Source organism: Marinovum sp. 2_MG-2023 (genome assembly GCF_030548265.1).
GTDB lineage: Bacteria > Pseudomonadota > Alphaproteobacteria > Rhodobacterales > Rhodobacteraceae > Marinovum.
Genome location: NZ_JAUOSD010000004.1, coordinates 265876 through 273714 on the forward strand (window position 1 = coordinate 265876; position 7839 = coordinate 273714).

The 7839-nt window shown below is 59.4% G+C and carries 8 protein-coding genes; 4 read left to right on the top strand and 4 right to left on the bottom strand.

All coding sequences use genetic code 11. The features are described 5' to 3' along the window. Positions 1-48: 48 nt before the first annotated feature. Together Q4577_RS07485 and Q4577_RS07490 are read left to right on the top strand one after the other, a co-directional pair. On the top strand, positions 49-1071 hold the full coding sequence (locus Q4577_RS07485; RefSeq protein ID WP_303469087.1) for a zinc-binding alcohol dehydrogenase family protein: 1023 nt from the start codon (positions 49-51) through the stop codon (positions 1069-1071). A 42-nt stretch (positions 1072-1113) separates the two neighbouring features. Further along, positions 1114-1842: an SDR family NAD(P)-dependent oxidoreductase gene (locus Q4577_RS07490; protein WP_303469088.1), complete on the top strand. Its 729-nt coding sequence runs from the start codon at positions 1114-1116 to the stop codon at positions 1840-1842. Positions 1843-1942: 100 nt separating this feature from the next. Here the strand turns inward: Q4577_RS07490 and Q4577_RS07495 are convergent, their stop codons facing one another. The 3 genes from Q4577_RS07495 to Q4577_RS07505 form a co-directional block, all read right to left on the bottom strand. After that, complete coding sequence (locus Q4577_RS07495; RefSeq protein WP_303469089.1) at positions 1943-3064, bottom strand: mandelate racemase/muconate lactonizing enzyme family protein; 1122 nt, start codon at positions 3062-3064, stop codon at positions 1943-1945. Between the two features lie 16 nt (positions 3065-3080). Beyond that, the gene (locus Q4577_RS07500) at positions 3081-4685 is read right to left on the bottom strand and encodes a GMC family oxidoreductase (RefSeq protein ID WP_303469091.1); all 1605 of its coding nucleotides are present in this window, start codon (positions 4683-4685) and stop codon (positions 3081-3083) included. Between the two features lie 81 nt (positions 4686-4766). Continuing rightward, positions 4767-5648, bottom strand: a complete 882-nt coding sequence (locus Q4577_RS07505; RefSeq protein ID WP_303469092.1) for a 3-keto-5-aminohexanoate cleavage protein — start codon at positions 5646-5648, stop codon at positions 4767-4769. 219 nt (positions 5649-5867) lie between these two features. Here Q4577_RS07505 and Q4577_RS07510 point away from each other — a divergent pair, with 219 nt between their 5' ends. Further along, on the top strand, positions 5868-6632 hold the full coding sequence (locus tag Q4577_RS07510) for an SDR family NAD(P)-dependent oxidoreductase (RefSeq protein ID WP_303469094.1): 765 nt from the start codon (positions 5868-5870) through the stop codon (positions 6630-6632). 16 nt (positions 6633-6648) lie between these two features. Here the strand turns inward: Q4577_RS07510 and Q4577_RS07515 are convergent, their stop codons facing one another. After that, positions 6649-7359 carry a GntR family transcriptional regulator gene (locus tag Q4577_RS07515; RefSeq protein ID WP_303469095.1) on the bottom strand — a complete coding sequence of 237 codons (711 nt, stop codon included), beginning with the start codon at positions 7357-7359 and terminating at the stop codon, positions 6649-6651. Positions 7360-7561: 202 nt separating this feature from the next. Here Q4577_RS07515 and Q4577_RS07520 point away from each other — a divergent pair. Continuing rightward, positions 7562-7839: CoA transferase subunit A (locus Q4577_RS07520; protein ID WP_303469096.1), on the top strand; the 278-nt coding region annotated here is incomplete at its 3' end.

A 7839-nucleotide genomic window follows, 5' to 3' on the forward strand; every position in this document is an offset into this window, starting at 1 on the left:
GGTTGGCCATGCAAACCCGCACCGGAAACTGCCGCTTTGGAGAATGAGATGAAAGCTTTTGGATACACGCAACAGGGGTCGATTTCCGATGCTTCCTCTGTCGTGGAATTTGAAACCGATCGGCCAACACCGGGGTCGGCGGATATCCTGGTCGAGGTTTGCGGCGTTTCGGTCAATCCGGTCGACGTCAAGGTGCGGGCCAATCGGCCACCACCCGAGGGCGGGCCGCGAATCCTGGGATTTGATGGCGCCGGAATCGTGCGCCAGACCGGCGATGCGGTGACACGGTTCAAACCCGGCGATGCGGTGTTTTACGCCGGCGAATTCACCCGATCCGGTTCCAACGCCGCATTTCAGCTGGTTGATGAACGATTGGTCGGGCAAAAGCCGGGCGCATTGGGTTTTGCGGCTGCGGCGGCCCTGCCACTGACCAGCATTACCGCCTGGGAAATCCTGTTCGATTGCTTTCGCCTGAGCGAAGGCGGCGGCCAGGGCGAGGCGATTTTGATCATCGGCGGGGCCGGTGGCGTCGGGTCGATCCTGATCCAGCTTGCCAAGCAATTGACCGGGCTGGTTGTGATTGCCACCGCATCGCGCGACGACAGCCGCGCCTGGGTCAAGAAGATGGGGGCGGATCATGTGATTGATCACCGCAATCCGTTGGACACCGAAATCGCGGCATTGGGTCTTCAGCCGCGCTACGTCGCGGCGTTGAACCAGACGGATCAGCATTTTCAATCCATCGTCGAGCTGATCAAGCCGCGCGGTCACATCGCGCTGATCGACGACCCACAAGCGATTGATATCACAGCGATCAAGCCAAAGGCGCTGACCCTCAGCTGGGAATTCATGTTTGCCCGGTCTCTGTTCCAGACCGGCGATATGCAGGTGCAGGGCATGCTGCTGGACCGGGTTTCGGCGCTTTTGGATGCGGGCAGATTGGTCACGACGGCCAACCGGCACCTTGGGCCGGTAAACGCCGAAAACCTACGCACGGCATTGCGCGAACAGGAAAGCGGCATGGCGATAGGCAAGATCGTTCTGGATGGTCCGGGCAATCCAGAGAGCTAAGGGATTTGCCGCAAGCGCGGCATCGCAAGAAGGGAAAAAGATATGAACCGTCTCGATAACAAGGTCGCCATCATCACCGGCGGCGCGAATGGGCAGGGGGCTGTTGAGGCCGAATTGTTCATTGAAGCCGGGGCAAAGGTGGTCATCACCGACATCAACACCACCGCAGGCGAAGAAACCGCCGCGCGACTTGGGAACAAATGCACCTTTGTGCGCCATGATGTAACCTCGGAAGAGGACTGGGCGCAGGTGGTCAAGACAACGCTGGATCTGCATGGCCAGATTGATGTGCTGGTGAACAATGCGGGCATTTTCAAGGTGCTGACGCTGGAGGACACAGACCTCAAGGTTTGGGATCAAACGGTCGCGATCAATCAGACCGGCGTGTTTCTGGGCATGCGCGCGGTGGCGCCAGCGATGAAGCAGCGCAAATCCGGCAGCATCGTGAACATTTCGTCGATTGCCGGGCTTACATCGGCCAAGGCACATGCCTATTGCGCCACGAAATGGGCGGTGCGCGGCATGTCAAAGGCGGCTGCGGTAGAGTTTGGTCCGTCCAATATCCGCGTGAACTCGGTCCACCCCGGGTTCATCGACACGCCGATGCTGGACGGTCACGGCGTTCCGCGCGAACAGCTGGTGGCCAAAGTGCCGCTGGGCCGCACCGCAGAGGTGATCGAAGTGGCGCGGGTTGTGCTGTTTGTTGCGTCAGATGACAGCAGTTACTGCACCGGCCATGAATTTGTCGTCGACGGCGCGATCAAGGCCTGATCGCCCGTGCGCTTCGGGAATTTCCGGGGCAGGGTGCTTTGATCCAGACATGAAAAGGGGGCCGCGATGGCCCCCTTTGGCGTTGTAACACAGGCTTTTGTCAGTCAAACGCCCGTTCCAGCACCGCGATATTCACCCCGAGGCCGGGCGCATCGGGCAATGTCACCCAGCCGTCGGTCAGATCGAGCGCAAAGACCTCGTCGCGGAAATCGTTTTCGTTGGCGTCGCATTCCAGCAACCCAGACCCGCCGGCAGCCGCCAAAAGATGTGCCGAGGCCGCCAGCGCAATGCCACCCCCCAGCGAATGCGGGCAAAAGGTCAGCCCATTGGCCACCGCCTCTCGCGCCACGGGAAGACATTCGGTAAACCCGCCCCATTTGGCGATGTCGGGTTGGACGAAATCCAGCCATTTGTTGCGCGCCACCGCATCATATTCGGCGCGGGTCTGAAAATTCTCGCCCCCGGCGATGGGCACATCGGTTGACCCCCTCAGAATGTGCCATGCGGCGGGGTGAACATCGACGGCCATCGGCTCTTCGATCCACATCGGTTGATGCGGGGTGATCCATTGCATCGCGATTTCCGCCTGATCCGGCGTCCAGCCCTGATTGGCGTCCAACAGAAACCGCTCGCCAGCTTGCAGGTCACCAGCAATCGCGGTGACATTGGCGCGATCCATGTCGTCGCCAAAGCCGACCTTGAGCTTGAAATTGCGGTGGCCCTTTTGCCGGGCCCTGGCCACGGTATCCAGCACACCCACCGGATTGATGCCACTGGCATAGGCGGGCATGCGGTTGGTCTTGGCCCCCAACAGCGCAAACAGCGGCTGGTTGTTGCGCTTGGCGATCATGTCCCACACGGCGATGTCGACGCCGGCGATGATCTGGGCAATGGGCCCGGGTTCGCCGGTTTGAAGCCGCAGGATACGCAGTTTGGCGTTCATCGCATCGTAACAGGCCGCGGGATCGGGAAACTCCAAACCCACCATGCGCGGTGCGATTTCGCTTTCCACCAAGCGCTGGCGATGCTCGGCGCCACAGACCGGAAAGTTGCACCAGACCTCGCCATAGCCCTGCACGCCAGAGGCATCGGTCACCCGGATCAACAGGGTGGGCCGATCGTGCATGATACCGAATGAGGTGCGCACCGGGGTCGAAATCGGCGTGCGCACCAGTGTCGCTTCGATCGCAGTCAGGGTCAGTTGTGTGTCAAATTTGGTCACGTCTTTGGTCCTTGGCTCATGTTTTGCGCGCGTCTTCCAGGATCATGTCGCTGGCTTTTTCTGCGATCATCACGGCGGGGGCGTTGGTGTTGCCGGATACAATTTCCGGCATGATCGAACAATCCACCACCCGAAGCCCGGTGATGCCATGCACCCGCAGCCGGTCATCGACCACGGCCATCGGATCGGCCCCCATTTTGCACGATCCGGTGGGGTGATAGACGGTAGTGGTGTTGTCGCGCACCCAGTCCAGCGCCGCATCGTAGTTATCGAGATCAAGATCGCGGGGCGGGCGGAATTCTTCGACAATTTCGCCGGCCAATGCGCTTTGCCGTGCGATATTGCGTGAAATCCGCACGCCTTCGACGGTTTTGCGGCAATCTCTATCGGTCGCCAGATAGTTTGGCTGGATTTTGGGCGCCATGGCGGGATCGGCACTGGCCAGCGTGACCTCGCCTTTGCTTTCCGGGCGCAGCACACAGACCGTGGCGGTAAAGGCAGAAAACCCATGCACGCCTTCGGCGGGGCTGTCGGCGGACCATGGATTGATGTGAAACTGGATATCCGGGCTGTCCAGTTCGGGTGCGCTGCGCAAAAACCCGGCCACCATGCTGGCGCCCATCGTCATCGGGCCAGTACGGTTCAGCCCATAGCGCAGGGCGGTTTTCACCTTGGCCAGCGGGCTGCGGACCTCGTCGTTGACGGTCTTGTTTCGGGTTTTGAACGTGGTGCGGGCCTGCAAATGATCCTGAAGGTTCTTGCCCACACCGGGCAAATCATGTTTCGGCGCGACACCGGCCTTGCGCAGTTCGGGATCGTTGCCAATGCCCGACAGCATCAGGATCTGGGGCGAGCCTATTGCACCAGAGGACAATATGACCTCGCGCGCCGCCGTGATGGTGTGGGTCTGACCGGCGCGATCAGTGATTTCCACGCCGGTGGCGCGGGTGCCGTCCAACACGACCTTGCGCACCTGGGCGTTTGTCATGATCTCCAGATTTGCCCGGTTTTTGACCGGCTTCAGATACCCCACCGCCGTGCTGCACCGCCGCCCGTTGCGGATGGTCAGCTGGTAATATCCGACACCTTCCTGTGTGGCGCCGTTGATGTCATTGTTTGCCGGATACCCCGCCTCTTGCGCGGCACGTATCCAGGCATCACAGATTGGGTGGGTGTATTTCGGATCGGACACGGCCAGCGGCCCACCCGCACCATGAAGATCATCGCCGCCGCGTTCGTTATCTTCTGACTTCTTGAAATACGGCAGGACATCGTCCCAGCCCCACCCCATATTGCCCAAATCCCGCCAGCGGTCATAATCCTGCGCCTGACCACGCACATAGAGCAGGCCGTTCAATGCAGACGACCCGCCCAAAACCTTGCCGCGGGGCCAGTTGATGGTTTTCCGGTTGAGACCGGGCACCGGCTCGGTCTTGTAACACCAATCATAGCCGGGGTTGTTCATGGTCTTGAAATACCCGGCGGGCACGTGAATCCAGGGATAGCGGTCCCTTGGCCCGGCCTCGATCAGCAAGACCCGGTGCTTTGGGTTCGCGCTAAGCCGGTTGGCCAGAACACAGCCAGAAGACCCGGCCCCGACAATGATGAAATCCGCTTGCATGTGATCTCCTGCGTGTGGAACGTGGCGCACGTCAACAGGCCGGGGAAAAATCCCCCGCCAAATGGGCGATTTAGGCGATGATCAGAGGGGCCTTAGCCCCAGAATTTCCCGGGCCTCGGCCGGGGTGGCCATGGACCCGCCCAGCGATGTCACGATGCTGACACCCTTTTCCACCAGTTGGGCATTGCTTTTGCACAGCTCGCCCTTGTCGATATAAACTGTGTCTTCCATCCCGATGCGCACATGGCCGCCCATCAAATAGGACAGCGCCATCATGCGGAACGCATTTTTGCCAATGCCAAAGGCGGCCCATTCGCTTTGCTCGGGAAGCTGGGAAATCAGATAGGCCAGTGTCTGGTAATTGGCCGCAGAGCCAAAGTTGATCCCCATCACAAACTGGAACATCGCGGGTGATTTCAGGATGCCCTTGGCGATGAAATCCTTGGCCATGTTCAAATCGCCCGAGTCAAAGATTTCGATCTCTGGCTTGGTGCCGGCCTCGGTGGCGATATCGGCCATCACCTTTAGCGTCGGGGGCGTGTTGATCACGGTCCAGGTCTTGTTGACCATGGTGTTGAAATCCAGCGTACAGATTTCGGGTTTCAATTCCTTGACATGCGCCGACCGCAGGCTGGGGTGGCACAGGGTAGTGCCGGGGCCGGCGATGCTGGGGTCTTCTTCGCTGGGGACGAAGCGCTGGCCCTCGCCGGTGGTCAGGTTGATGACAATGTCGGAGCCTGCGTCGCGGATGCGGTCCACGACCTCGCGATAGAGGTTGATATCCATCGACCCTTTGGCGGTGTCCGCGTCACGCACATGCATATGCGCGATTGCGGCGCCGGCCTTGCCCGCGTCTATGGCGGCCTGGGCGATTTCCGTCGGCGTCACCGGAAGATTTTCGTTTTGCGATGGCATGGTTCCGTTTCCGGTGACCGCGCAGGTCATGATGGTTTTCTGAGCCAAGACAGGCGTCCTTTCGTGATTTCGGCATCTTTCCGGGCGTGAATTCCGGAAAATTTTGCCCTTGGTCGGCCCTTCAAAACGGCCCGGCAAATTTCTATTGTTATAAACTACTATATGTTTTAATGTTTGTAAATATGCCAGCCGCCAAATTTTGGTCGGCCGGCAATGCGGACACCGGCGCCCCAGCATGGCGCCACCACACCGAAGCGGGAGAAACATATGGAAAATCAATCTGATAAAGCGAAAACCGCCCTTGTTACCGGCGGGGCGTCGGGCATTGGTCTTGCCAGTGTGACCGCGCTGGCGAAAATGGGTGTTCGGGTTGCCATGAACCATCTGGAGGACGATTCGCAGGGCCCGGAGCAGATTGAAAACCTGCGCGCACAGGGGCTGGATGTGATTTCTGCGCCGGGCAATGTCTCGATCCCCGGCAATGCAGAGGCCATGGTGGAAAAGGCGGTCGCGGATCTGGGCGGGCTGGACTATCTAGTCAACAATGCCGGGATTGCCGGCACCCGCGATCCGATCCCCGCATCGGAATTGGACCGTATTGACGAAGACCTGTGGATGGCACTGCTCAACACCAATTTGATTGGGGTGTTCCGCTGTTCCAAAGCCGCGGCAGGCGCACTGCGTGCCTCTGGCGGGGCGATTGTGAACACAGCTTCAACCGCCGGCATGGGTCTTCAGGGCAGCAGCACGCCCTATGCCGCCAGCAAATCCGGCGTTGTCAGCGTCACCCGATCCTTAGCGCGGGGTCTTGCGCCGGATGTGCGGGTGAATGCGGTGGCCCCCGGCCAGGTGGCAACCCCCTGGACCCAAAACTGGCCGCAAGAGCGCAAGGATGCTGCGCTTTCCAAGATGTTGATCAAACGGCATGTTCAGGCCGAAGATGTGGCGCAAACCATCGTATATCTGCTGACCGGCGCGCCGATGATCACCGGCCAAACCATCGTTGTTGATGGCGGCATGACCGTGTCATGACCCTTTGGCGATCTGACTATCCGAGAAAGTCGATGCGAAATTCCAGCGCCTCTCCCGGATAGATCAGATCGCCAAAATAGATCAGCTGATCGGCGTCATCCTTGACCTTGCGCACGACCTTGAACACCGGAGAGTTCACCTCGACCTGCAATCCTTCGGCCATTTCCAGATCCGCCGAGGCCAGTGCCACCGTTTGCGTCGCCGAGCCAAGCGTAATGCCCAGTTCCTTGAACGCCCGGACAATCAATTCTGACTCAAACTTTTCAGGAGCGCTTTCATAGATGTCTTTCTTGAGATGCACATCCAACATGCAGAACGGTTTGCCGCCCAATTGGTGCCGCCGTTTCAACCGTTTGAAGGTGACGCCATCAAGGATGATATCGTCCAGCGGCGCGGCGTCGGTGTTCAGGTCCACCTCCAACGGTTTGTCGCCACCCAAAAGCTGGCTGAGGTCCGATTTTACCGAAAACACCCGGCGCGGCAGAATATCGACCTGTTTGACAAAGGTGCCGCGCCCGGATGTCCGCTCGATCAACCCTTCGGCGTCCAGCGCATTCATCGCTTCGCGCACGGTCAGGCTGGTGACGCCAAAGACCTCGGCCAGTTCCTTGAGCGTCGGAAGTTTGTCGCCGCTCTTCAGCTCGCCGTTGCGGATACGGTTGCGCAAAAGCGAGGCAACTTCGACGTGCAGGGGCACATGGGCCCGGCGCATGGAACGGAGAGACACGGTAGCGGACCTTTCAAAAGCCGAAAACATAAAGACATATATAACTATTCGCGTTGCGGCACAACACGGCATGAAATTGTCGGCGCGCCGGGCGAAGCGGGGGTCGCGCTGACCCTTTCACGACCCTTTGGCAGAAGCTGTGGCCAAGGGTCAAACCCCAACTTTTCGCCCGGTTACGGCGGGGCGGTACGAAAGGATCTTCATGAACAAAATTTTTGAGACACCACAGCAGGCGCTGGAGGGCGTGTTGCATGACGGCATGTTGATTGCGGCGGGTGGTTTCGGGCTTTGCGGTATTCCCGAGTTGCTGATCGACGCGCTGGTGGAAAGCGGGGTCAAGGATCTGACCGTGGCGTCGAACAATTGCGGCGTGGATGGTTTTGGTCTGGGCAAGCTGCTCGATACGCGTCAGATCAAGAAGATGATGTCGTCTTATGTCGGCGAAAATGCTGAATTCATGCGGCAATATCTCTCGGGTGA